The organism is Pseudomonas sp. Q1-7 (assembly GCF_028010285.1).
Classification (GTDB): Bacteria; Pseudomonadota; Gammaproteobacteria; order Pseudomonadales; family Pseudomonadaceae; genus Metapseudomonas.
Genome location: NZ_CP116304.1, coordinates 2,426,100 through 2,449,286, shown reverse-complemented (window position 1 = coordinate 2,449,286; position 23,187 = coordinate 2,426,100). Strand labels below are relative to the sequence as shown.

The 23,187-nt window shown below is 62.8% G+C and carries 23 protein-coding genes; 10 read left to right on the top strand and 13 right to left on the bottom strand.

Annotated elements, in window-relative coordinates:
• Nucleotides 1-14: 14 nt before the first annotated feature.
• The 10 genes from PJW05_RS11270 to PJW05_RS11225 all read right to left on the bottom strand — a co-directional run bounded on the left by PJW05_RS11270 (nt 15) and on the right by PJW05_RS11225 (nt 9,046).
• Nucleotides 15-452, bottom strand: a complete 438-nt coding sequence (locus tag PJW05_RS11270) for a DUF5625 family protein (RefSeq protein ID WP_271411781.1) — start codon at nt 450-452, stop codon at nt 15-17.
• Nucleotides 453-787: 335 nt separating this feature from the next.
• A complete protein-coding gene (locus tag PJW05_RS11265; RefSeq protein WP_271411780.1) occupies nt 788-1,234 on the bottom strand; it encodes a hypothetical protein in 447 nt (148 codons plus the stop codon).
• 170 nt (nt 1,235-1,404) lie between these two features.
• Nucleotides 1,405-2,070 (bottom strand): hypothetical protein, encoded by a 666-nt coding sequence (locus PJW05_RS11260; RefSeq protein WP_271411779.1) that lies wholly within the window; start codon nt 2,068-2,070, stop codon nt 1,405-1,407.
• A gap of 61 nt (nt 2,071-2,131) precedes the next feature.
• Nucleotides 2,132-2,599 (bottom strand): hypothetical protein, encoded by a 468-nt coding sequence (locus PJW05_RS11255; RefSeq protein ID WP_271411778.1) that lies wholly within the window; start codon nt 2,597-2,599, stop codon nt 2,132-2,134.
• Nucleotides 2,600-2,708: 109 nt separating this feature from the next.
• Nucleotides 2,709-3,116, bottom strand: a complete 408-nt coding sequence (locus PJW05_RS11250) for a hypothetical protein (protein WP_271411777.1) — start codon at nt 3,114-3,116, stop codon at nt 2,709-2,711.
• A complete protein-coding gene (locus tag PJW05_RS11245) occupies nt 3,094-4,518 on the bottom strand; it encodes an HlyD family type I secretion periplasmic adaptor subunit (RefSeq protein ID WP_271411776.1) in 1,425 nt (474 codons plus the stop codon). Before PJW05_RS11245 ends, PJW05_RS11250 begins: the two co-directional genes overlap by 23 nt.
• Nucleotides 4,515-6,677 carry a type I secretion system permease/ATPase gene (locus PJW05_RS11240; RefSeq protein WP_271411775.1) on the bottom strand — a complete coding sequence of 721 codons (2,163 nt, stop codon included), beginning with the start codon at nt 6,675-6,677 and terminating at the stop codon, nt 4,515-4,517. Before PJW05_RS11240 ends, PJW05_RS11245 begins: the two co-directional genes overlap by 4 nt.
• A 289-nt stretch (nt 6,678-6,966) precedes the next feature.
• Nucleotides 6,967-7,206: a glutaredoxin family protein gene (locus tag PJW05_RS11235; protein WP_271411774.1), complete on the bottom strand. Its 240-nt coding sequence runs from the start codon at nt 7,204-7,206 to the stop codon at nt 6,967-6,969.
• Between the two features lie 45 nt (nt 7,207-7,251).
• A complete protein-coding gene (locus PJW05_RS11230) occupies nt 7,252-8,403 on the bottom strand; it encodes a DUF5610 domain-containing protein (protein ID WP_271411773.1) in 1,152 nt (383 codons plus the stop codon).
• A gap of 85 nt (nt 8,404-8,488) precedes the next feature.
• Nucleotides 8,489-9,046: a TetR/AcrR family transcriptional regulator gene (locus tag PJW05_RS11225; RefSeq protein ID WP_271411772.1), complete on the bottom strand. Its 558-nt coding sequence runs from the start codon at nt 9,044-9,046 to the stop codon at nt 8,489-8,491.
• 153 nt (nt 9,047-9,199) lie between these two features.
• Between PJW05_RS11225 and PJW05_RS11220 the strand changes: the two genes are divergently transcribed.
• The 4 genes from PJW05_RS11220 to PJW05_RS11205 all read left to right on the top strand — a co-directional run bounded on the left by PJW05_RS11220 (nt 9,200) and on the right by PJW05_RS11205 (nt 12,320).
• Nucleotides 9,200-9,793, top strand: coding sequence for a glutathione S-transferase family protein (locus tag PJW05_RS11220; protein ID WP_271411771.1), 594 nt, complete (start codon nt 9,200-9,202; stop codon nt 9,791-9,793).
• Between the two features lie 19 nt (nt 9,794-9,812).
• Nucleotides 9,813-10,070, top strand: a complete 258-nt coding sequence (locus PJW05_RS11215) for a hypothetical protein (protein WP_271411770.1) — start codon at nt 9,813-9,815, stop codon at nt 10,068-10,070.
• Between the two features lie 4 nt (nt 10,071-10,074).
• Nucleotides 10,075-10,941 (top strand): MBL fold metallo-hydrolase, encoded by an 867-nt coding sequence (locus tag PJW05_RS11210; protein ID WP_271411769.1) that lies wholly within the window; start codon nt 10,075-10,077, stop codon nt 10,939-10,941.
• Nucleotides 10,942-11,051: 110 nt separating this feature from the next.
• Complete coding sequence (locus PJW05_RS11205; protein ID WP_271411768.1) at nt 11,052-12,320, top strand: OprD family porin; 1,269 nt, start codon at nt 11,052-11,054, stop codon at nt 12,318-12,320.
• 155 nt (nt 12,321-12,475) lie between these two features.
• On the opposite strand, the gene PJW05_RS11200 is transcribed toward PJW05_RS11205, so the two are convergent.
• Nucleotides 12,476-13,684, bottom strand: coding sequence for an ammonium transporter (locus tag PJW05_RS11200; RefSeq protein WP_271411767.1), 1,209 nt, complete (start codon nt 13,682-13,684; stop codon nt 12,476-12,478).
• 355 nt (nt 13,685-14,039) lie between these two features.
• Here PJW05_RS11200 and PJW05_RS11195 point away from each other — a divergent pair, with 355 nt between their 5' ends.
• The 6 genes from PJW05_RS11195 to PJW05_RS11170 all read left to right on the top strand — a co-directional run bounded on the left by PJW05_RS11195 (nt 14,040) and on the right by PJW05_RS11170 (nt 18,820).
• Entirely contained in the window at nt 14,040-14,357 is a 318-nt protein-coding gene (locus tag PJW05_RS11195) for a DUF883 family protein (protein ID WP_271411766.1), read from the top strand.
• Nucleotides 14,358-14,359: 2 nt separating this feature from the next.
• The gene (locus PJW05_RS11190; RefSeq protein WP_271411765.1) at nt 14,360-14,743 is read left to right on the top strand and encodes a phage holin family protein; all 384 of its coding nucleotides are present in this window, start codon (nt 14,360-14,362) and stop codon (nt 14,741-14,743) included.
• On the top strand, nt 14,740-15,057 hold the full coding sequence (locus PJW05_RS11185) for a hypothetical protein (protein WP_271411764.1): 318 nt from the start codon (nt 14,740-14,742) through the stop codon (nt 15,055-15,057). Before PJW05_RS11190 ends, PJW05_RS11185 begins: the two co-directional genes overlap by 4 nt.
• 102 nt (nt 15,058-15,159) lie before the next feature.
• On the top strand, nt 15,160-16,326 hold the full coding sequence (locus PJW05_RS11180) for an EAL domain-containing protein (RefSeq protein ID WP_271411763.1): 1,167 nt from the start codon (nt 15,160-15,162) through the stop codon (nt 16,324-16,326).
• Nucleotides 16,327-16,401: 75 nt separating this feature from the next.
• Nucleotides 16,402-17,733, top strand: a complete 1,332-nt coding sequence (locus PJW05_RS11175) for a deoxyguanosinetriphosphate triphosphohydrolase (RefSeq protein ID WP_271411762.1) — start codon at nt 16,402-16,404, stop codon at nt 17,731-17,733.
• Between the two features lie 22 nt (nt 17,734-17,755).
• Nucleotides 17,756-18,820 (top strand): FUSC family protein, encoded by a 1,065-nt coding sequence (locus PJW05_RS11170; RefSeq protein ID WP_271411761.1) that lies wholly within the window; start codon nt 17,756-17,758, stop codon nt 18,818-18,820.
• A gap of 22 nt (nt 18,821-18,842) precedes the next feature.
• Here PJW05_RS11170 and PJW05_RS11165 read toward each other — a convergent pair whose 3' ends face one another.
• Both PJW05_RS11165 and PJW05_RS11160 read right to left on the bottom strand, forming a co-directional pair.
• A complete protein-coding gene (locus PJW05_RS11165) occupies nt 18,843-22,457 on the bottom strand; it encodes a transporter substrate-binding domain-containing protein (RefSeq protein WP_271411760.1) in 3,615 nt (1,204 codons plus the stop codon).
• Nucleotides 22,458-22,464: 7 nt separating this feature from the next.
• Nucleotides 22,465-23,079, bottom strand: a complete 615-nt coding sequence (locus PJW05_RS11160) for a response regulator transcription factor (protein ID WP_271412207.1) — start codon at nt 23,077-23,079, stop codon at nt 22,465-22,467.
• Nucleotides 23,080-23,187: the final 108 nt, after the last annotated feature.

Sequence of the window (23,187 nt, the reverse complement as noted above, 5' to 3'; positions counted from 1 at the left end):
ACGCCCTTGACCACTCAAACCTCGACAAAATAATTACCCAACTCCAGCGTAATGTTTTTTATCACCCTTCCCGCAGCACTCTTGGACAACCCCTTGTAGTCGAAGCCTTTACCAAACTGCGCCCCAGAATTTTCAATGAATTCATCAACCAGCAACTCCCCGTCTCTGACCAAACGAACATGCACTGAAATCGGCACACCTTTTATGCGCTTAATGACTTCAGAATCCGACTCATAAGCCACCGTAGGTACACCACCCGTTCCGATAAATTTCTCCTGCTCACGCATCTCATCCAGACTCTGCTTCCAGACAAACAACAAGGAAGACTGATAACTTCCCCTCTCCTTTATTAGAAAATTCGCCATAACAACCTGATTGCTCTTCGACACATCAAATGGTTTTATCAACCACAACCTATCGGTACATGCCGTTAGCAGCAGGATGAAGCCCAATAGCAGAATTCCAAAAACTCTCAACACTGCCTCCTGCAACCAAAGTCAATTACCTCACCCAATCCGTAGCAACGCTGCTGTGGCACTCAAGCGTTCGCCGCAAAAAAAATACTTAGATTGCAGCCAGATCGATGTCCTATGCCTGATCAAATCCGCCCTGCGGGATAATTCCACCGAAGATTCAGACGGCGGAAAAATACTCCTTTCTCACCTCATTTCCTGGCAAGGAAGAATTTTGCAAGAAAGATCTTATTAAGACACAGAAAAACACACATCAAAGTGACGAAACAGGAGAACACTTATTGCCCCTGGTAGTTTAGGGAAGCTTCCAAAAATCAGTCACCGGCACCTTCCCCTATGTAGGAACGCATGCAAAGCCATAAACCCCCAACTATCCAAACCCAACCACCGAGAACCGAAGAACCTATATATATTGATGCAACTCCACCTCCTTTTACGTAGTAGACAGAAGCAATATCCCCTAGCACCCCCACCCCCAACAGAAAAAAAGCCAAAAACATCAGAGACCCACATAAAGTCAGACAAACAACACCACCGCCAACTTGCTTCACGACCTCCTTTCCATGCAAAGAAAAAATCATAAAAACAGCATGCACAAGAGAAGACGCCACTAGGCAAACCAAAAAAAGCTCGGCAACATGAGACTCAAACTCAAAGCCAAACTTCTTGTACACTGATACAAATCGAACAACGCCAACCCCAAACAATCCAAATAAAAATGAAATAAAAAATATCAGAGTCACATAGGAAGCACCGAACAATATAGCTTCTATAAACTCACTACCGAGCCACTTTCTAAAAAACCCGCAAACACAGCAAATACATCTAACAATCATCCAAGATCTCACAACAAAGGGAAATATTTATTTTTGCACAGCCTGCCCGCCACCATCCTTAATGATGAAGCCACTACCTGCATGAAGACCCATACTCATCGCTCTCTATTTATATCAACCGCACGAATATATGCGCCCGCCATTGCCGTATCCCCACCAACATACTCCATAACCTCCGACACCAAAGCCGTATAAGCATGGAAAAATTCTGGCTTTTGCAATAACGCCCTCTCGCAAGACTGACTCCGCAAATCCACAACCAATCCACCCTCCTGTTTAATCTTCCTAATTACAGCCTCAGCCTCACGCCGAGAGTCCGAGCGCCGCATATTTTCAAGCCGCACAATCTTGTATCTGAGCAAGCTTGACTCAAAACTCACCAAACACATATCCGATTGTTTATCACGCACTGCCCCAATAAGCCCTATACCTTGATCAAAATGACCAGCATCTACTAATACGTTTGCCACGGACAGCATCGAAAAATAGCAGTAAGCAGTACTTTCCCTGCACTTAGTCCCACCCAGGTAATCAAGAATACCTTGATCTTTTGAAATACCCTCACGCAACGTTTTGATATTCACTCTCTCTATTTCATCAAGATCACCTCGAGCCACGTTAAAATACTTCCCTTTCCAAAAGCCTTCCCTTATCCAACGCGAATCTCTTTCACCAACGTAAGTAACGTATTGACCAACGGCCACCACCGCTAATGCAGCCGACACCACAACAGCAATAATAATCGATATCATTATTTTCATTTAGCCCAACTGCCACAACCTGACCTAAACAATTTCCGCCCAAGAAATTGAAAGACAGACATCATTTACTCCTTCTCTTTACTATCCAAACGATTAATTCAAATGTAGTTCCGATTTGCACATGCACCGCAAGAGCCACAAGCATGGCAAGCGGATATCGAGACTGCCGATCAATAAATCCCTCAATTTTTCCGTATAGGACAATCGGAAGAAGGAAATACGAAAGCGCAGCTGCCCCCACCAAATAATCTCCATATGCGCATTTATACTCCTCAAAAGAAAACAGAAACCTCGGAGATGAACCATCATAAATTTTCAACAAACATTTCTTGTAGTCATATAGACTCAGCACCCTCCAATTCTCTACTGCCAATACACCGACATTTAAAAAAATCAGAATCGAAATCACATAAAGTGAAAACGTCACCCCAAAAAAACCAAACCTCCTAACAAAGTAATTAAAGAAAAGAGTTCCACATGCGAATAACGCCAATAACAGCCAGCCAGCGACACGCTGCCCTCTATGCATCCCCACGATTTACCCTCATATAACAGCCCTCAGCACCAGCTCCCACTTCGAACAAGGACGGGGCAGACGTACTTTCCGTGCATTTCCATCAAACTTCCGCCCCCTAGGCTCAAACATTATCTCCATGACCCACCAACACACTTGCCATGAAATAGCTGAGCGGCTTTGATGCAGAATACGCAAACATGAACAGCACACACACTTGCAGCACACTATCCTCGCTCAAGAAATACTGAACACAGAGTGTCAGAGCAGCGAACGCCAAAGAAACCAGAAGAAGTGTCCTCACCCTCACCACCCCAAAAACAAGACCGGGCACGAAGGAAAAAACAGCAAACAAGCCAAATACCCCAATCCAATCGACACTTCCTTCGTCGCACCGCCTGCCAAATAAAAAAAAACAAATACGCACAATGAAAGATATGAATCCTCGACAAGAGATAAGCGTCATTTCACGTTTCGGCCCCAGACCAATCGACTCGTGAATCAGGCCATTACCTTTCATCCAGACTTTCACTTGCGTACTCCTTCAGTGGACTGAGGAAGTAGTCGATGATCTTTCGCTTGTCGGTTTTGACCTCCGTACGCACCGCCATGCCTGGCGATAACGCAACGTCCGATCCGCCTACTTGAATGCTGCTTTCGCGAAGTTGAATTCGGGCGCTGTAGACAAGACCGAGTTTCTCGTCGTCGATGGCGTCGCTGGATATGCTGAGTACGGTGCCGTGTACTACGCCGTACTTGGTGTACGTGAAGGTCTCGACCTTGATTTCCACGTCCTGCCCCGGCCGCACGAAGCCGACGTCCTTGTTTTCCAGCATGGCCTCCACTTCCACCGGCTGGTCGACTGGCACTATCACCATGAGGGGCTGGGCTTCGGTAACGACGCCGCCGTCGGTGTGGATCGCCAGTTGCTGCACGGTGCCGTCCACCGGGGCGGTGAGGCGCGTCAGGCGATTGCGCTGTTCGGCTTTCTTCAGTTCCTGAGTCAGGGCCGCGACAGACTGCTCGGACTGGTGCAGCAGGTCGAGCATGGCGCGGCGAGTCTGGGCGATGACACCTTGCCGGCTGCGCTCGGCTTCCGTTCTCGAAGCCGTCAGTTCCTGCAAGCGCGCCTGCTGTACCTGCAGGTCCCTTTCCTGCTCCAGGCGCAATTGCTCCTTCTCCAGCCAGGCGTGCTTGCCGACGATGGCCTTGTCCAGCAACCGCTTGTAATCGGCCGAGAGTTGCCGAGCGATGGGGAGGCTTTCTCGAAGGGAAGCCAGGGTTGCCTGTACCGCCCGGATTTCGGCAGCGCGCTGGTCGATCTCGGCCTCCTTTTGCTCAACGGCGCTGCGCAACTCCAGATATTGCCCCTGCAGCCAGCGCTGAGCCCCCTGCTGCTGCCCAGCGCTAGCGTGGGGGATGAGCGTGGCCAGCGGTGCCGGCTCGCGCTGTTGCTGAATGGCATCCAACAGCGCAGTGGCTCGCGCACTGTCCACCTGGGCCGCGAGCAGGTCGCTCTTCAGCCGCTCGACATCCGCACCGGTGATCTGGGCATCCAGTTCCACCAGCAGGTCACCCGCTCGGACCCGCTGACCATCGTGGACATGAATGGCCTTCACCACAGCCACATCGCTGGGTTGGATGACCTTGCTCTTGCCGCTGGGGACTATCTTGCCGGTGGCGGTTGCGACGACGTCGATCTCGCCAAGGCAGGCCCACAGCAGCGCCAGGACGGCGAACGCCATGATCACCCACTGGACATAGCGAGGCGCCGGATGAACCGGCTGCTCCTGCAACGCCAGCGCTGCGGGCAGGAACTGGATTTCATGCCCCAGGCGCGGCGGCGCCTCCATGGCCTTGCGTTGACGCCAGCAATGGCGCCACACGCGACGATAGCGGCGCAGCAGCGATCCGACTGCGGAGGGCTGGCTCACGCGGCACCTCCTTGCAGACGGTGCAAGCGCGCGTAGTGGCCAGCCTGGTGGGCCAGCAACTCGGCATGGGTGCCCTGCTCCACGAGTTGGCCACGATCCATGACCAGGATTCGATCGGCATTGCGCACGGTGGACAGGCGGTGAGCGATGACGATCACCGTGCGCCCCTTGCAGATGGCTTGCATGTTCTGCTGGATGATGCGCTCGGACTCGTAGTCCAGTGCGCTGGTGGCCTCGTCGAGGATCAGGATGCGCGGGTTGCCCATCAGTGCGCGGGCGATGGCGATCCGCTGGCGCTGGCCCCCGGACAACGACGCGCCATGCTCGCCCACCATCGTGTCGTAGCCTTCCGGCAGTTCAAGGATGAATTCGTGGGCGCCGGCCAGCCTGGCCGCCTGCATCACGGTTTCAATCGGCGCCCCGGGGTCGGTCAGGGCGATGTTTTCCCGAATGCTTCGGTTGAACAGGATGTTCTCCTGCAGCACCACGCCGATCTGCCGCCGTAACGAGGAAACGTCCGCCAGGGCCAGGTCCATGCCGTCTACCAGCACGCGCCCTCTTTCGGGCGTGTAGAGACGCTGCAGTAAACGTGTGAGGGTGCTCTTGCCGGAGCCGGATCGACCGACGACGCCAATCACTTCGCCAGCACGGATGCTAAGGCTGATGCCGCGCAAGATTTCCGAGCCGTCGGGGCGGTAACGGAAATGCACCTGGTCGAATTCGATCCGTCCGCGCAACGGCGGCAAGGCCGAGCGGGAAGACTGCGCGATTTCGGTACGGGTATTGAGGATATCCCCCAGGCGCTGGATCGAAACGCCGGTCTGCTGGAAGTCGGTCCATAGTTGCGCGAGGCGCATGATGGGCTGCGCCACCCGCCCGGCCAGCATGTTGAAGGCGATCAACTGGCCAACGCTCAACTGGCCGTCGATGACCAGACGGGCACCGAGCCAGAGCGTCGCCACCGTTACCAGTTTGCCGATCAAAGATACGCCCTCATTGGCGAGCGTCGAGAGGATCTGCGTGCGGAAGCTGGCCGCGACGTAGCTGGCGAGCTGGTTGTCCCATCTCCGGGCGAGCTGCGGCTCCACCGCCATCGACTTGAGGGTGTCGATGCCGTTCATGGACTCGACCAGGAACGCCTGGTTTTCCGCGCCGCGGTTGAAGCTTTCCTGCAACCGTGCCCGCAGTGGCGGCGTGATGAACAGTGAGAGCAGGAAGTAGAGCGGAAGCGATAGCACCACCACCAGCGTCAGCCAGCCGCTGTAGAAACACATCACCGCGATGAACACCACGGAGAACAGCACATCCAGGAGCAGCGTGATGGCGTTGCCGGTGAGGAAGCTGCGGATATTCTCCAGCTCGCGAACCCGTGCGACCGAATCCCCGACCCGACGGGCCTGGAAATAGGCGAGAGGCAAGGCAACCAGATGGCGGAATAGCCTGGCCCCCAGTTCGACGTCGATTCGGCTGGCGGTATGGGCAAACACGTAACTACGCAAACCGCTCAGCAGGCTTTCGAACAGCATGATGCCGAGCAGGCCGACCGCCAGCACGTCCAGCGTGGAGAGCCCTCGATGGACCAGCACCTTGTCCATGACCACCTGGAAGAACAGCGGCGTCAGCAGGGCAAATATCTGCAGCACGAAGGACACCAGCAGCACTTCGCCCAGCAGCTTCCGGTACTTGACGATGGCCGGGATGAACCAGGTGAAGTCGAATCGGGCGAGTTCACTCGCAAGGGATGCTTCGGAGCGAACGAGTAGCAGCTCGCCAGACCAACGATCCTCGAACGCCTGTTGCGGCAGGATTTCCGGCTGCCCGCTGAGCGGGTCGTGGATCAGGACCTTGCCCTCATCCAGGCGCGCCAGAATGAAAAATTCACCCGTCCTGGAGCGTGCGATGGCAGGCAACGGCGTGCGATTCAGACGTTCCAGCCTCGCCTGCACCCACCTGGCCTTCAACCCCAGCTGGCGCGCGGCCAGCAACAGCTCCGTGGTGCCGAGCGCTCGGCCCGCCTCGGCGCACTCATGCGCCAGTTGCTCAGGCGAAGCGGCGACATTGTGAAACCGCGCCAGCATGACCAGGCAGGCCAGCCCCGTATCCAGTGGAACCGTGTCCGCCGCCTGCGCGCCTGACGCGCCCGCATCCTTGCTTTGCATTTCCCGCTACCTTGGCAGATTGCTTCCAGCCGTCCACTCGTCGAAGGGGTGCTGACGGTTACCTGTCGCCGAGAGCCGGTCATTGCGATTGGCATGCTCGGTGGCAGCAGAAATCTATTGGCGGCGGTTGCAAGCCCACAAGGCACTTCGTTCGTACGAAATTTCACATTTGGAGCTGCCTGGAGCCAGCCCCATGCGAGCGATCAGGAGGTGCTGCCGATAGGCGGGTACATGGGAAGGATGGTGCGAGTCCGACCGAGGGGCGCGGCCCGGCCCCGGCGCAGCGGATTCAGCGGGAAAGAAACGCCGCCACCGCCGTCGCATCGAAGGGCCAGCCGAGCTCGCCCCCGGTGTCGCAGCGGCGCAGGACCGGGATGCGCAGGCCATAGGCCTCGACCCATTCTTCGCGGTCGGCGATGTCCACCAGTTCCACCATCAGGCCACGTTCGACGAAGGGCATGAGCACGCCTTCCGCCACTTCGCACAAGTGGCAGCCGAGGGTGCCGAAGAGTTGGCATTCAGGAAGCATGGGGTCGCGCCTCGTAGATCAGCGAGGCGCGAAGTCTAGCACGCGTCAGACCTCGCGGGAGTGGCCCCGGGCCTTGTCCAGCAAGGGCTGCAGACCGTCCAGCAGGCGATTGTTGAAGGTTTCCGCTTTGGCCAACTGGGGCGAGGTGAAACGCTCGTCGAGGGCGAAGCCGCCCTTGAGTAGCGCTTCCAGGGTGCCGCGCCCCTCTTCGACCAGTTCGGTGGCGCTGCGCAGGGCATCCAGCAGGCTGCTGGCGTAGTCCTTGAGAGCGCCGTTGACCGCGCTGGCCGCCTGGCCGCCCTGCTGGGCGACGGCACCGTAAGCATCGGTGGCCTGCATGACCTTGGTCTGGGTCAGGCGCAGGGACATGGAGGCCAGTTGTTCGCCGTCCATGTCCAGAGCCATGGCACGGTCGAAGGCGCCAGCCAGGTCGCCGGCGTAGAACTTGCTGGAGATGTCCTGAACCTGGCCGAGCAGGTCGCTCAGGGCAGCTTTTTCTCCGTCGTCCAACTCACCCTCGACCTCGATCTGCCAGGCGCCGATGCGCAGGCTGGAGGACTGACTGCTGGCCGACAGCAGCGAGTTCGTGCCGTCGCTCGCCGCCGCCACGCTCCCGCGCGAATAGCTGGCCGATGCCTGGGCGATGGAGATGCGCAGCCTGTCGCCATCGCGGGTTTTCACTTCGAGGTCGAAGGTTTCCGCCTGCGCCTTGAACCGCTCGCTGTAGCCCGCCACCGCGAGCGTCCCGCCGGGCTGGCGGGTTTGCGCGGGCTGGGCGTAGGTTTTCTGAAGCTGGTCCAGACCGTCCTGAATGCGGCTGAAGGTATCGTCGATGTCTTCGGCCACCTTGCCGCCCAGCGCACCCATGCCGTCGAGGATCTTCCGGGCGTCATCGAAGCCTTTCTGGATGCCGGCGCGTGCCTGGTCGAGCAGGCCCTGCAGCCTGGCCGGGTCCGCACCCTCGGCCTTTTCGTTGCGCAGGCGCTGGTCGATGAAGCCCAGCACACGGTCCGCCACCTTCTCGGGGGTGTAGTTGGACGCCGGCGCGCTCAGCGCCCCCGGCTCGAGCCCCAGGCGTTCGCCGAGGCGGCCGGCGAGGGTTGCCTGCGCATCCACCGGTTTGCGCGCCACGGCGGAAGCCAGGCCGGAAAAGGCTGAGCGTTGGGCTGAAGGTACAAGAGAAGCCGGGGCATTCATTGGGGGGCGTCCGGAGTCGGCGATGTCCCCTCTTTGGCGGCCGAAGGTCGAAGAACTTGAGCCGCGCAGACAAGCGGCCGCGAACTCAGACGCCGGCCGCGCGAAGCAGCAGGTCGGCGGCTTCCTTGGCCTCCAGTGCCTGGTCGCCCGGGCCCTGGATGTGGCCCATGCTGATGGCGCCTTCCATCAGGTATTGCAGTTGGCGCGCCAGGCGCGCGGGGTCCGCGACCTGGAGGCGTTCCAGGGCCTCGCGGAAGTAATTCTGGGTGCCGATCTTGTAGGAGGCGGCCAGGCGATGCACCGGGTGGTCGCGGTCATGGAATTCCGCCGCCGCGTTGATGAAGGCGCAGCCGCAGAACTCGTCCTGCTTCAGCCACTCGTCCAGGCCATCGAACACCCGCAGGATCGCCTCCCGTGGCGGCAGGTGCTCGAAGGCCCGGGCCATACGCTCGGCCGCCGGCGCGAAGCGCGCCTCCAGGGCGGCCACGATCAGCTCGTCCTTGGACTTGAAGTGTTTGTAGAGGGTCATCTTGGCCACGCCGGACTCCGCCAGGATGCGGTCGATGCCGGTGGCGTGGAAGCCTTCGCGGTAGAAGAGCGCGAGGGCGGTGTTGACCAGTTGATCGCGTTTGCTCGATGCCATTGCAGCCTCCTGAACCGGCGCATTATGCGCATCCACCCGTGCCTGCTCAAACCGCGCCTGAGGCGGAGCCCAGTGAGAGGCAAATCTCGCCCTTGAAATATACAGACCTGTCTGTCTAACATTCGACGCATATTCCACCGCAAGGGACTCGCCATGCAACTCCATGATTTCTACCTCTCCGGCAACTGCTACAAGGTCCGCCTGTTCCTCGGCCTACTGGGGCTGCAGGCCGAAATGCTGAACGTGGACCTGCCCTGCGGTGCGCAGAAGCACCCTGAGTTCCTCGCCCTCAATCCGCGCGGGCAAGTCCCCGTGCTGGTGGACGACGGCCAGCCGCTGGTCGACTCCCAGGCCATCCTGGTCTACCTGGCGCGACGCTACGGAGAGGCTCACTGGTACCCGCAGGATGCCTTGTCCCAAGGGTTGATCTCCGGCTGGCTGAGCCTGACCGCCAACGAGATCCACAACGGGGCGGCTCGCGCGCGGGTCGGATTGAAATTCGGCCGCCCGGTGGATCTGGAAGACGCCCAGGCCCGTGGCCGGCAGGTGCTGGAACTGGTGGACACGCATCTGGCAGGCCGTCTCTGGCTGGTAGGCGACCAGCCGACCATCGCCGACGTGGCGGTCTATCCCTACCTGGCCTTGGCCGACGAAGGTGGCCTGGATCTGGCGCCCTACGAAAACCTTGCCGCCTGGTTTGCGCGTCTCCGCGCGCTGCCCGGCTACCTCGACCTGCCCCGTCTCTGACTGGGGCCTGGAGGCCAACATGAACAGCCCTTTCCATCCCGGTGAACGGACACTGCGGGAGCGGCTCGACGTGCGCGATCAGGTGGAGGCCAAGGGCAGCCGGATGATTCGCGACCATATGCCGGAGCAGCACCGCCTGTTCTTCGCCCAGTTGCTCTGGCTGCTGGTGGGCAGCCTGGCCGCCCTCACGCCCGGACGCTGGCGCCTGCGTCGCAGCCGCCAGCCGCTGGATTTCTCGCCGGCTCGCCCCTCCCCATTCCTGCCTCAAGGACACTGATCCCATGCGCCTGCGTTCGTACTTCGTGTTGCTCCTGCTGGGCACCTTCGGCCTCGCCGCCCAGGCCGAAGGCCTCCGCTTCGCCCTGGTGAAGACGTCCGAAACCGAAACCCTGGACGCCTTCACCGTGACCGACGGCCAGTGGACCGAAAAGGTCAGGGCCAACCATGTGGCGGTGCTGATCCAGCATCATGCCGCCACCCTGCTCTTCGATACCGGCCTGGGTCGCCAGGTGGACAGCCAGTTCGGCAGCGAGATGCCCTGGTGGGACAAGCCGCTCATGCAGTACGGCGCGGTAACGCCGGCCCGCGACCAGTTGGACCGCGACGGCATCCGCGTCGACCGCGTTCTCCTCAGCCATGTTCATTGGGATCATGCGTCGGGACTGGCGGACTTTCCTGAGCTCCCAGTGTGGGCGCCCTACGAGGAAATCGAGTTCACCGAGACCGCCGCACCACCGGCGATCCTGCCCAGCCAGTTCGCCCACGGCGTGAAATGGCATCCCTTCACCTTCTTGCCGATTCCCTTCATGGGGTTCGAAGAAAGCCTCGACCTGTTCGGCGACCGCCGCCTGGTGCTGGTGCCGCTCAGCGGTCATACGCCGGGTTCGGTGGGCCTGTTCCTGACCCTGGACGACGGTCGCCGCTTCTTCTTTACCGGCGATGCCAGTTGGCGTCTGGAAGGCTTCACCGGGCCGAAGGAGAAGTTCTGGCTAAGCCGAAAGCTGGTGGACAACGACCGCGAAGGTACTCGCGCACAGTTGCAGAAAGTCCATGATCTGCTCCTGCGCGAACCCGATCTCACCGTGATACCGGCCCACGACGCGGAGGTGCAGGACTCGCTCGGCTACTACCCGCAATGGGTGCAGTAGGTGGGTAACCGACCATCGTCTAAATGCAAAATCTGTAACGAAATGCTTTAGTCAAATAGTTGTAACAGGACGACCCGACCGACCTGCAATCCCACGAGGAGACAATAACAATGAGCAAGACCTCGCTTGCGCGAGCCGTGGCCCTGGCCACGCTTGGCGCCAGTGTCACCCTGCCGGGCATCGCCCAGGCCGAGTTCATCAAGGACAGCAAGGCCAGCCTGGAACTACGCAACTTCTACTTCAACCGTGACTTCCGCCAGGACGGCGCCGCCCAGTCCAAGGCCGAGGAATGGGCCCAGGGCTTCCTCCTGCGCTATGAGTCCGGCTACACCGAAGGCACCGTCGGCGTCGGCGTCGACGCCCTCGGCCTGCTCGGCGTCAAGCTCGATTCCAGCCCCGACCGCTCTGGTTCCGGCCTGCTCAAGCGCGACCGCGAAACCGCCCGGGCCCAGGACGAGTACGGCGAACTCGGCCTCACCGCCAAGCTGCGCGCCTCCAAGAGCGTGCTCAAGCTCGGCACCCTGCTGCCCAAGCTGCCGGTCGTCCAGTACAACGACTCGCGCCTGCTGCCGCAGACCTTCCAGGGCGGCCACCTGAACTCCATGGAGCTCGCCGGCCTGACCTTCGACGCCGGCCAGCTCAAGCAGGTCAACCAGCGCGACTCCTCCGACAACGAGGACATGACCGTCGCCACCGGCGCCGCCCGCGGCATCACCGTCCGCAACAGCACCACCAGCGACGAGTTCAACTTCGCTGGCGCCACCTACAAGTGGACCGACAACCTCAGCACCGGCTACCACTACGGCGAGCTGGAGGACCTCTACAAACAGCACTACTTCAGTGCCGTGCACCTGCTACCCCTGGGTGACAAGCAGTCCTTCAAGACTGACCTGCGCTTCGCCCGCTCCACCGACGACGGTTCCAGCAACGTCGACAACAAGGCCTTCGGCGCCATGTTCACCTACGCCCTGGGCGGCCATGCCTTTGGCCTCAGTTACCAGAAGATGAGCGGCGACACCGGCTTCGCCTACATCAACGGCAGCGATCCCTTCCTGGTCAACTACGTGCAGATCGGCGACTTCGCCAACAAGGACGAGAAATCCTGGCAGGCCCGCTACGACTACAACTTCGCCAGCCTCGGCATCCCCGGCCTGACCTTCATGACCCGCTACCTGTCCGGCGACAACATTGACCTGGGGGCCAATCGCGAAGACGGCAAGGAGTGGGAACGCAACATGGACATCGCCTACGTGTTCCAGGACGGCCCGCTGAAGAACTTCGGCGTCAAGTGGCGCAACGCCACCGTGCGCTCCACCAACTTCGGCAACGACATCGACGAGAATCGCCTGATCCTCAGCTACGCCCTGCCGCTCTGGTAAGCCGCTCCTAACGAACAAGCCCGCCATCCGGCGGGCTTTTCTTTTGTGGGATGAGTTGAGCGGAGCGAAACCCATGCGGATGGCTTGATGGGCATCGCGGGATCAGCACCTCCCGCGAACCTTTGCGTAGCTCATCGGCAACTTGCGCGAACGCGTCAATCCTGTGAGGTGGCACCGATCTTGTGAATCGACAGGTCGGCGCCGTGGTACTCCTCCTCCTGTGTGAGGCGGATGCCTACGCTGGCCTTCAGCAGGCCGTACACCACGAAGCCCCCCAGCAGCGCCACCAGCACGCCCAGACCGGTACCGATCAACTGGCTGACGAAACTGACTCCGCCCAGGCCGCCCAGGGCCTCCTGGCCGAAGATGCCGCACGCGATGCCGCCCCAGACGCCGCACAGGCCGTGCAACGGCCAGACGCCGAGGACGTCGTCGACTTTCCACTTCACCTGGGTCGCCGTGAACGCCCAGACGAACAGGGCACCCGCCGCCGCACCGGTGGCCAGGGCACCCACCGGGTGCATCAGGTCGGAGCCGGCACAGATCGCCACCAGACCGGCAAGAGGGCCATTGTGCAGGAAGCCCGGGTCGTTGCGGCCCACCAGCAAGGCGGCGACGGTACCGCCGACCATGGCCATCAATGAGTTCACCGCCACCAGGCCGCTGACGCCCTGCAAGGTCTGCGCACTCATTACGTTGAAGCCGAACCAGCCGACGATGAGGATCCAGGAGCCGAGGGCGAGGAACGGGATGTTCGACGGCGCGAAGGCCACCAGGCGACCGTCACGGTAGCGCCCGTTGCGATGGCCCAGCAGCAGTACCGCGCCGAAGGCCAGCCAGCCACCGACCGCATGCACCACCACCGAACCGGCGAAGTCATGGAAGCTGGCGCCGAAGCGGTTCTTCAGCCAGTCCTGCAGGCCGAAATTACCGTTCCAGATCAGGCCTTCGTAGAAGGGGTAGACGAAGGCCACGATCAGCAAGGTGGCGCAGAGTTGCGGGCAGAACCGCGCACGCTCGGCAATGCCGCCGGAGATGATGGCCGGGATCGCCGCGGCGAAGGTCAACAGGAAGAAGAATTTCACCAGGGCATAACCGTGATCGGCAGCGAGCACGCTGGCCGGTTCAAGGAAAGTCACGCCGTAGGCGATCCAGTAGCCGATGAAGAAATAGGCCAGGGTCGAGACCGCGAAGTCGGAAAGGATCTTCGACAGGGCATTGACCTGGTTCTTCTGGCGCACAGTGCCGACTTCAAGGAAGGCGAAGCCCGCGTGCATGGCCAGCACCATTACGGCGCCCATCAGAATGAACAGGGTGTTGGAACCGTGGATCAGGGTTTCCACGGCGCTGTTGAGGTTTTCCATTGGCGAAGGCAACTCCGGCAGCGATGAAAAAAGCACCAAAGCAGTTCAGGCATGCCTTCTTGCGCACCATCCTGAAGCCATCGCGCACCGCGAAGGACCGAAGTCGCATCCCGATTTGGTGCAAGAAGGCCGGCACAAGGAAGCCACCTGACAGCATTTCTCTTTGTTTTTCACAAGGTTGTGAGCACGTACCGGAATCGGGCGGACCATCCTGAATGCCCCGATCCGGCGCACAGCACCACAACCGCGACCCAGCCCGAAGCAAGCGCCATACCAACGGACGGCGGAAAATTCAGAGTGAACCCTGGCGAGAACGACCGACTCATAGGCTTTGAGTCCTGCAAGGAGAATCGCCATGTCCCGTAAGACCACCACCGCCCGCACCCAGGATGACCTGTTGACCGACTTCCAGACCTTGGTCAGCGACACCGAGAAGCTTTTGCAGGACACCGCCGGCCTGGCAGGCGAACAGGCCGACGAGCTGCGCCTGCAGATCCACGAAAGCCTCCAGCGCGCCCGAGACACCCTCCGCGATACCGAACAGCACCTGCGCGAGCGCGGCCAGGCCGCCGTGCAGGCCACCGAGGGCTATGTCCAGGAACACCCCTGGCAGAGCGTCGGCCTGGCCGCCGGCGTCGGCTTCCTGCTTGGCCTGCTGGCCGCGCGGCGCTGAACATGGGCGACCCGACCTCCCCGAAGACGCCGCGCGCGCCCTCGCCACGCCGCGTGGGCGCGTCGCTGTTGGCCCTGCTGCGCAGCCACGTGGAGCTCTTTGGCATCGAACTGCAGGAGCAGAAGGCCAACAGCCTGCACCTGCTGCTGCTCGGTGGACTCACGCTGATCTTCGCCCTGCTCCTGCTGGTCGGCCTGTCGGGCCTGCTCCTGGTCCTGCTCTGGGACACCTGGCGCCTGGAGGCCTTGGGCGGCCTTTGCCTCTTCTACCTGCTGGCGACGCTGTACTGCGCGATACGCCTGCGGGCCGCCGTCGACGACGATGGGTCGCCCTTCGGCGCGACCCTGGAAGAACTGGCCCGCGACCGGGAACGCCTCCTGCCATGAGCCAGCCGGAACTGCCCCGCCATGCCAGCCGCCGTGACATGCGCAAGGCGCTGATACGCCTGCGCCTGGAAATGCAGCGCCAGGAATTGCGACACGAGTCCCTGCTATTGACCCAGCCGCTGCGCCAGGCACAGGACCTGACCCGCCAGTTGGATATCCCCCACGCCCCACTCTGGGGCGTGGCGGCGGTAGCCGCCCTGGGCTTCCTCGCGGCACGCAAGGGCAGCCTCAGGCGCGGCCTGCGCCTTGCCGGTGCGCTCTATCCCTTGCTACAGGCGCTGCTCAGGAACCCGCCGCAGGACCGCCCCGGCTGACCGGTCATGAAAGCAGGCATCTGGCCACATTCTTGCTAGGGTGAGCGACCCAGCGCACCAGGCCTGGGCACCACCACCCTCGCCTTCCGCCAAGGAGTCACCGTGATCGATGGGCAACCGCTCGCCTGCTTCCAGCCCTTCATTGATACCGCTACGGGGCTGATCGCCGGCATCGAGGCCCTGGGCCGGTTGCGCCAGCCGGACGGCAGCCTGCACTCGGTGGGACCGCTGTTCCTCGATTCGAAACTGTCGCCGGCGGCCCTGCGCCGCCTCGACCGCCAATTACGGGAAGATGCCCTGCAACGGCTGCACGCCGCACCGGCGGACTGGTTCCTCAGCCTGAACATCTCGCCGCGCTGGATCAGCCGCCTGCGCCCGGGGCAACCCCTGCCCAGCCTCAAGCAGTTGCAACGCTTCGGCGTGCCGGCCGAACGCATCGTCTTCGAGATCACCGAACTGGGCGGCGGCAGCCAGCGCCTGGCGGACGTGGTGGCGCGCTACCGAGAGGCCGGGGCGCGAATCGCCATCGACGACTTCGGCGCCGGCTACTCCCAACTGGACCGGGTACTGGCACTGCAGCCGGACATCCTCAAACTGGACATGCGCCTGTTCCAGGCCGCAGCCCGCGGCGGACCGAGCGGCGAGGTGGTGAAGGCCCTGGCGCAAATGGCCGAGAAAACCGGCTGCTGGATCATTGCCGAGGGGGTGGAAACCGAGGCCGAGCTGGATTTCGCCCTGGAATGCGGGGCCCGCTACGTGCAGGGTTACCTGTTCGCCGCCCCCAGCCTGGCGTTCTTCGAAACCGATGCTTTCGTCCAGCGCTTCGCCCTGCTGCGCGACCGCTACGTGCAGGGCAAGCTGGCCGAACGCGCACGACTGATGACCCTGCGTCGCACGCTCAGCCAATTGATGGCCGGCCTGCGCGAGTGGGCCGAAAGCGGCGCGCCAGCGTCCAGCCTGGCCGATCCGGCGGACTACCCCTGGCTGCTGCGCATCTACCAGTGCGACCGCAACGGCACCCAGATCTCCCCCAACCTGCAATGGGTATCGGGGGCCTGGCGGGAAGACTCCAGCTACCAGGGCCACAACTGGTCCTGGCGGCCCTACTTCTACCAGTTGCTGGCCGAAGGCTGGGAGGAACGCCGCCTGACCCTGTCCACCACCTACCGCGACGCCACCACCAACCAGTACTGCATGACCGCGGGGCAATTCATCGACAACGGACGCCGCCTGCTACTGGTGGATATCGACGCCGCCGACCTCGACTGACATTCAAGCTGCGAGTCGCCGGCCGAGGCTTGGGTTAGAGTAGGGCCTTCGGCCACTGAACGGCGAGGACAGGCCTTGGACTGGCAGACCCTGCTCACCCGCGAACGCCTCGGCAAACCGGTGCACAGCACCGACGAGCTGGGCCGCAGCCCCTTTCACAAAGACCATGACCGCATCATCTTTTCCGGCGCCTTCCGCCGCCTCGGGCGCAAGACCCAGGTGCATCCGGTCTCCAGCAACGACCACATCCATACCCGCCTGACCCACTCCCTGGAAGTGAGTTGCGTGGGACGCTCGCTGGGCATGCGGGTCGGCGAGACCCTGCGCGACGTACTGCCAGGCTGGTGCGAACCCTCGGATCTCGGCGTGATCGTCCAGTCGGCCTGCCTGGCCCACGACATCGGCAACCCACCCTTCGGCCACTCCGGCGAAGACGCCATCCGCCACTGGTTCGAACAAGCGGCGGCACGGGGTTGGCTGGACGCCATGAGCGAGGCCGAGCGCGCCGACTTCCTCAGCTTCGAGGGCAACGCCCAGGGGCTGCGGGTGCTGACCCAACTGGAGTACCACCAGTTCGACGGCGGCATGCGCCTGACCTACGCCACCCTCGGCACCTACCTGAAGTACCCCTGGACGTCGCGCCATGCCGAGGCCCTGGGCTACAAGAAGCACAAGTTCGGCTGCTACCAGAGCGAACTGCCCCTGCTGGAGCAGATCGCCGCCAAGCTGGAGCTGCCGCGCCTCGACGAGCACCGTTGGGCACGCCATCCGCTGGTGTACCTGATGGAGGCGGCGGACGACATCTGCTACGGCCTGATCGACCTGGAAGACGGCCTGGAAATGGAGTTGCTGGAATACGCCGAAGTCGAAGCGCTGCTCCTCGGCCTGGTGGGCGACGACCTGCCGGAAACCTACCGCCAGCTGGGTCCGAAGGATTCCCGCCGGCGCAAACTGGCGATCCTACGCGGCAAGGCCATCGAACACCTGACCAACGCCGCCGCGCGCGCCTTCGTCGAGCAACAGGACGCGCTGCTGGCCGGTACCCTGCAGGGCGACCTGGTGGAGCACATGCACGGCGCGGCCAAGCGCTGCGTGCTCAAGGCCAAGGCCATCGCCCGCGAAAAGATCTTCCAGGACAAGCGCAAGACCCTGCACGAAATCGGCGCCTACACCACCCTGGAAATCCTCCTCAACGCCTTCTGCGGTGCAGCGCTGGAGCAGCACGGCGGACGCACGCCGTCCTTCAAGCACCGGCGCATCCTCGACTTGCTCGGCAATAACGCACCCGATCCCTCATGGCCGCTGTACCGCTCGTTCGTCCGGGTGATCGACTTCATCGCCGGAATGACCGACAGCTACGCGACCGAAATGGCCCGCGAAATGACCGGCCGCTCCAGTCCGACCTGATCCACGCCTCGGGGACCGCGCGATGCACAACCTGTCCAGACGAAACCCGCCCTTGCACGCAGGCCCGCCGGCATGGGGGCCCGCCCTGATCGCCGGTCTGGGCTGCGGGCTGCCACTGATGCTGGGCCTGTTCACCAGCCACAGCGGCTTCCTCTGGGTGGCCACCGGCGCCTTTCAGGCCGCCCTGGCCAACCCTCTGCACCGTCTTGGCATGCTGCGCATGGTCCTGCTCACGGGCCTGGGGGCGCTATGTGCCGGGGGTGGATTCTGGGCCGCCAGCCACCCGCTGGCGAGCCTCGCCAGCTTCGCCCTGATGGGCCTCCTGCTGGCCGCGCTGCAACGCTTCGGCACCGAACTGGGCAAACTGGGGGCCGGCGTTGCGGCCTGCCTCTGCCTCGGCCAGGGACAAGCGGGCCTGGGCAACCTGAACAATGGCATGGCGGTCGGCGCGCTGTTCGCCATCGGCGGGCTCTGGGTCATGCTCCTGGCGTTTTCCCTGCGCGCCTTGCACGGCCTGCGCCTGTGGCCGCTGCTGCCCCGACCGGCCAACCTGACGAAGATGGTGCGGCGCCTCATCCAGCGCATGTCCCACCGGCTCTGGCTCATCCACGCCCTGGCCTGCAGCCTGGCGGGCGCCTTCGCCGGACTCACCGTCAGCCTCTCGGGGCTGCCGCGCGGCTATTGGCTGACGCTGACGGTGCTGGCCACCCTTCAACTGGAACTGGACGACAACCTGCAGCGCGGCATCCAGCGCTGCCTGGGCAGCCTGATGGCTGCGCTGATCCTGATCGGGATGGGCTACTGGCTGCAAAGCCCGGCCTTGCTGGTGGTCTGCCTGTTGCCGCTGATCGTGCTCTGCCGGGCATTCATCGCCCAGTCATACGGGCTTTACGCGCTGCAGATCTGCGCGTGCTTCGTGCTGCTGGCCGAGAGCCTGTCCGGCGACTGGCACCTTCCCGAGGTGCGCCTGTACAACGCCCTGCTCGGCGCGGCGCTCGCCCTGCTGGTGGCCTATCTCGCGCACCGCGCGCGTCTGCGTTGGGGCAATCCGGTGGCGCACCTGGCAACCGCACGCGAGAGCAACTGAACGCTGTACCCGGCCTGAACCATCACGCCCGCAGGTGCTGCGCCAGTGCTGCCTGCAGGCTCGCCAGACTACCCTGTACCGCCTGGGCCAAGCGTTCGAGTTCCTGCGGCGCGGCACCCGCATGGTGGGCTTCGCCGAATGCGATGCAGTGGGCCAGCAGCGGCTGGGCATTGACCAGCTCCGCCGCGCCCTTGACTCGGTGCACCAGGCGTTCCAGCTCATCCCGGCGACCAACCCGGAGGAAATCGTCCAGCTCCAGCGCATCGGCCGCATTGGCCTGGTGCAGCTCCCGCAGCAACAGAAGGGCCACGTCATGGGAGCCACCCGTGGCTCGTTGCAGCAAACTCAGGTCGAGACTGGCCGGTCGAACGCCCATACGGTCTCCGGCAACAGGAACCGCGGGAATCAGGCGCTGCAGATAATCCTGCAGCCCCTCCAGGCCGATGGGTTTGAACAGGCAATCGTCCATGCCGGCTTCGCGGCAACGCGCCAGTTCCTCCGGCTGGGCATTGGCGGTGAGGCCGACGATCAGTCCCGGCGACCCGCCCCGCTCACGCTCCAGCGCGCGGATGCGCCGGGTCAGCTCATAGCCATTCATCACCGGCATGTTGCAGTCGGTGATGACCAGGTCGAAGTCGGCTTGCGACCAGGCGCGCAGGGCCTCTTCACCGTGTTCGGCCTGCTGGGCCGACTGGCCGAGCAGTTCCAGCTGCTGCGCCAACATCATGCGGTTGACCGGATGATCGTCCACCACCAGCACGCGCAACGCCCCTGGCGGCAGCTCGGCGATGACCGGCGATGGCGCCACCTGCGGCAGGGGGGCCAACCGTGGCAGGCGCAACTGCACCTCGATGCGGGTACCCACCGCCGGCTCGCTGGAAAGCTCCAGCCGCCCATCCATCATCGCCACCAGGCGCTGGCAGATGCTCAGGCCCAGCCCCGTGCCTCCCCGCCCCGCCCCCAGGCTGCCGACTAGCTGAGTGAAGGGCTGGAACAACTGCTGCTGGTCTTTCGGGGCAATGCCGATTCCGCTGTCTTCCACCAGCAGCGACAGGTGCAAGTACTCCTCGTTGAGGTAGCGAGTCGTCAGGCCAACGCCGACCTTGCCACGGTCGGTGAATTTGATCGCGTTGCTGACCAGGTTGGAGAGGATCTGCTTGAAGCTGGACGGATCGACCAGCACATCGTCCCGGGCTTCGAGGTCGAGCGTCAGCGCAAGCTCCAGGCCCTTCTGCCGCGCCAGCCCCTCGAATACCCGGACCACCGACTGCGTCAGCTCCAGCGGCGAAGCTCGCCGGGGTTCCAGCACGGTACGGCCGGACTCGATCTTGGCGATATCGAGGATGTCGCCGATCAGCGCCAGCAGGGAATCGGCCGCCTCGCGCGCCACCTGGATCGCTCCGCGATCCAGCGCCTCGCGCCTGAGGGCGAGTTCCAGCATGCCCGTGATGGCGTTCAGCGGCGTGCGAATCTCGTGGCTCATGGTGGCCAGGAACCGGCTCTTCGCGACGTTGGCGGATTCCGCCTCCTCCTTGGCCTGGCGCAGTTCGTCGATCAGCCGGTTACGCTCGGTGATGTCGACCCAGCCGCAGATCAGGCCGCGCAGGTTGCGCTCGGCATCGCGATATGGGATGGCCCAGCAGGATGCCGCGCGGGTGCCGTCGCACAGGTGCAGCGGCTGGTCGCTGAACATCGCCATCCCGCCCTCCAGGGCACGTCGCCCCAACTGCTCCAGCGCCTCCAGGGTTTGCGCGCAGAGGCCCTCGATCTCGTTCAGACGCCGACCGATCACGTCGTCGCGGGGCACCCCGAGGGCGTCGACGAAGCTGCGGTTGCAGGTGATGGTGCGGCCTTCCGGGTCCCAGACCGAAAGCGGAAAGGGAATGCCGTCGATCAGTGAACGCTTGAACGCCAACTGGTCGTTCAGGCGCCGCTCCTCACGAGTGCGCCGCGCCACCTGCCGACGCAGATGGAGGGCCCAGACGGCGAACACCAGCGCCACCAGCAACAGCGCTGCCCCCATCTGGTAGAAACGCACCCGGTAGTCGGCCCAGCCGCTCTCGGACTCTTCGGCATCGGTGTACCAGCGATTGATGATGCTCCCCAGCTCATCCGGGGAGATGGACAGCACGGCTTTCTCCAGGATGCGCTGCAGTTCGGGCTCGTCGCGGGCCACGGCGAAGGCGAAGCGGCCGGGATCGCGCCCCACGGTCTCGGCGATGCGCAAACGCCCCGGAAAGTAGCGGTTGATCAGGAAGGTCGAGGACACCATGGCGTGCAGGGCTGCGTCGGCCTTGCCTTCCGCCACACGGGAAAGCGCCTGGAGGCCGGTTTCCACTTCGAGCAGCTTCACTCCAGGGAAACGCTGGCGGATGTACTCGGTCTGGGAATGGCCGGCCGGGATCGCCAGGGTTCGGCCATCCATCTGGCTCAGTTGCAGGCCGCTCGCGACACTGCGCACCACCAGCACGCTGCTGGTGCTGAAGTAGGGTCGGGTGAAGCGCAGGTAGTGACTGCGTTCGTGGGTGAAGAACAGCGTGGCCGCCATATCCGCCCGTCCTGCGCGCAAGTCGTCGAGCATGTCCAGGGTGGAGGCGCGGCGGAGGACTTCGAACTCCAGGCCGGTCCGCTGCCGAATGAGTTCGAGAAGGTCCGGCACGATCCCATGAAAGCGTCCCTGGGCGTTGAAATAGGTCAAGGGCTCGAACGTTTCGTCCACCACCAGCCGTGCGGGGCCATGTCGCTCCAGCCAGAGCTGCTCGCGCCGGGTGAGCTTGGGCTTGAGGTTGTCCAGGAACATCCCCATCCCACCGCCCCAGCGTTTGATGATGTTGACCCGCTCGGTTTCCGGGATCGCGGCGATGGCGCTGTCGACGATGCGCCGCAACCGCTCATTGCCGGCGGCCAACGAGAAGGACACCCCCATCCCCTCGAAACCGGCGAAATCGGTCATGCGCAGATTGACGAGGTAGCCCTGCCTGATGAGGTAGTTGGCCACCATGGCATCGCCGATGAACAGATCGCTCTGGCCGAAGGCCACCGACTGCAGCGCGGCACGCACCGAGCCATGCCGGATGGCCTGCGCCCGCGGGTAGAGCTGGTGGATCAACTCACGGCTGGGGCCTTCGCCCGAGTAGGCCAGCCGCAGGCCATCGAGATTGCTCGAGGCGAGGTCGCGATCATCGATGCGGGTCACCATCACCGGTTGTTGCTGCAGGTAGGGAATGCTCTGGATCAGACCGGGGCTGGCGGCGTCTCCTTCGACGCTGTTGCCCAGCAGGTCGATCTCGCCCTTGCGCAGCGCCTCGCGGGCCGACTCCCGGTCCGAGAAGCGCAGGACTTCGATGCCGACCCCGAGGGCCTGGCTGATCAGGCGCAGGAAGTCGGCCGTCACGCCTTCATAGTCCTGGCCGCTGGCGGTGATGTCGAAAGGCGGGAAATCGGGTTCGTTGGTGCCTATCCAAAGCACCCGTTTGGCGTCCAGCCAGCGCTTGTCCGCATCATCCAGACGCACGCTCAGCTCGCGGGACTGCGAACGCCCCAGCAGTTCCAGCGCGACGGGGGCGTCGGCCATGCTGATCGACGGCAGTTGGCTGTAACCGAGCAGTAGCCAGCCCAGCAGGACAGAAAAGCGCATGGCGGGTTCAGGCGAGGGCGTTGCGGTTGGCGAATTCCACCAGCTCGATCAGCGAACGGGCATTGAGCTTGAGCAGCAGGCGTGTCTTGTAGGTGCTGACGGTCTTGTTGCTGATGAACATCTCCTCGGCGATGTCCTTGTTGGTGTAGCCGTTGGCGAGAAACCGCAGCACGACCAGCTCGCGATCGGAGAGACGGCCGATCAGTTCCAGGTCATCGGGCAGGCCGACCTGACGCCTGCCCGACTTGATCACTTCGCTGGGGAAGTAGCTGTAGCCGGAGAGCACCGCGCGCACCGCCGAGGTGAGCTCGGCCAGGTCGCCCACCTTGCAGACGAATCCCGCGGCGCCGGCCTGCATGCAGCGCGTCGCATAGTGACTGGGATTCTGCCCGGTCAGCACCAGTACCCGCAGGGGCAGGTCCAGGGCATGCAGGCGGGAGATGACATCCAGGCCGCCCAGCTTGGGAATGCCGATATCGAGGATCACCAGGTCCGGCTGAAGCTCCCGCGCCAGGGCGATGGCATCCACGCCGTTGTCCGTTTCCGCCGACACCACGTAGCCCTCGCGGTCCAGCAGCAAACGCACGGCCAGGCGAATCACCGGGTGATCGTCGACGATCATCACCCTGTAGGTGGACTCGCTTCCCGGTTCGATGAAATCGTCCAGATTGACCAGCTTGCTCACAGCATCTCTCCCTTGGCGTGGTTGGTGGCTGCCAAGATAGAGAAG